We start from the raw sequence: 1877 nt of genomic DNA on the forward strand, positions 1-1877 counted from the left end.
CCGCTGGATTGGTTCACACCGATGGTGATGGTTTTGCCGTTATCCAGGGTGACGGTCAACGGGTTGGTGATGTTGGTCACCAGCGCGCCGTTTTTATCCACAAGGCTGGCGGTGTAAACGATATTGCCGCCTTCGCCGACGGTAGTTGTGGCGCTCAGAACTACATCGACTTTGTCGATGGTGTCGTTGATTGCAGTGGTTGCGCCGTTGCCAGCAACTTCCAACTTCTCAAAGTTGCCGCCCGTTGCGTCGGTAATCTTGACCGTTTGAGTGCTCTTATCGATGAACACGTCATCGCTTGGCGCAGGGATGGTCACAGTGCCGACGGTATCGCCTGCCTTGATGATAATCGACGAACCGTTATCCAGTTTCAGAGTGACGTCGCTGCCCGCTTTATTGGAAAGCGTGGCCGTGTAAGTGATCTGGCCACCTTCGTTGACGGCGGTTGGCGCGGTCAGCGTAACGGTAGTGGTATCAGCGGTGCTTGGGGTATCGGTGACAGTGGTGTTAACCGCTGTGGTACCTGGCACCAGGTTCTCAAAGTGCTCGCCACCGGTGACAGTCTTGATTGCAGTGGTGACGGTTTGATCGCCTTTGTAGACGTCATTCGGTGCCACGACGGTGACCGTACCGCTGGATTGGTTCACACCGATGGTGATGGTTTTGCCGTTATCCAGGGTGACGGTCAACGGATTGGTGATGTTGGTCACCGGCGCGCCGTTTTTATCCACAAGGCTGGCGGTGTAGACGATGTTGCCGCCTTCGCCGATGGTGGTGGTAGCGGTCAGTACAACGTCGACCTTGTCGATGGTGTCGTTGATCGCAGTGGTCGCGCCGTTGCCGGCAACTTCCAATTTCTCAAAATTGCCGCCCGTTGCGTCGGTAATCTTGACGGTTTGAGTGCTCTTGTCGATGAACACGTCATCGCTTGGAGCAGGCACGGTGACGGTGCCGACGGTGTCGCCGGCTTTGATGGTGATCGACGAGCCGTTATCCAGTTTCAGAGTGACGTCGCTGCCCGCTTTGTTAGAGAGAGTGGCCGTATAAGTGATCTGGCCACCTTCGTTGACGGCGGTTGGCGCGGTGAGCGTGACGGTAGTGGTATCAGCGGTGCTTGGGGTATCCGTGACAGTGGTGTTAACCGCTGTGGTACCTGGCACCAGGTTCTCAAAGTGCTCGCCACCGGTCACGGTTTTGATGGCGGTCGTGACGGTTTGATCGCCTTTGTAGACGTCATCCGGCGCAACAACCGAAACGCTGCCGCTCGATTGGTTTACACCGATAGTGATGCTCTGGCCGTTATCGAGTGTGACGGTCAGCGGATTGGTGATGTTAGTCACCGGCGCGCCGTTTTTATCCACAAGGCTGGCGGTGTAGAGGATGTTGCCGCCCTCGCCGACGGTGGTGGTAGCGGTTAGTACAACGTCGACCTTGTCGATGGTGTCGTTGATCGCGGTAGTTGCGCCGTTGCCGGCAACTTCCAACTTCTCAAAGTTGCCGCCCGTTGCGTCGGTAATCTTGACCGTCTGAGTGCTCTTGTCGATAAACACGTCATCGCTTGGCGCAGGGACGGTGACGGTGCCGACAGTTTCACCAGCTTTGATGGTGATGTTCGAACCGTTATCGAGTTTCAGCGTGACGTCAGTACCGGCCTTGTTGCTCAAGGTCGCGGTGTAGGTGATCTGGCCGCCTTCGTTAACGGCACTTGGCGCGGTGAGCGTGACGGTAGTGGTATCAGCAGTGCCTGGGGTATCGGTAACGGTGGTGTTAACCGCTGTAGTACCTGGCACCAGGTTTTCAAAGTGCTCGCCACCGGTGACGGTTTTGATGGCGGTCGTGACGGTTTGATCGCCTTTGTAGACGTCATTCGGTGCCAC

At 56.5% G+C, this 1877-nt stretch carries 1 protein-coding gene; it reads right to left on the bottom strand.

What is annotated here, in order from left to right; translation table 11 throughout:
• On the bottom strand, positions 1 to 1877 hold a 1877-nt coding region (locus tag BFP89_RS04855; protein WP_370671203.1), incomplete at both ends, for an immunoglobulin-like domain-containing protein.

This window comes from Pseudomonas sp. 31 R 17 (assembly GCF_900004915.1).
Classification (GTDB): domain Bacteria; phylum Pseudomonadota; class Gammaproteobacteria; order Pseudomonadales; family Pseudomonadaceae; genus Aquipseudomonas; species Aquipseudomonas orientalis_A.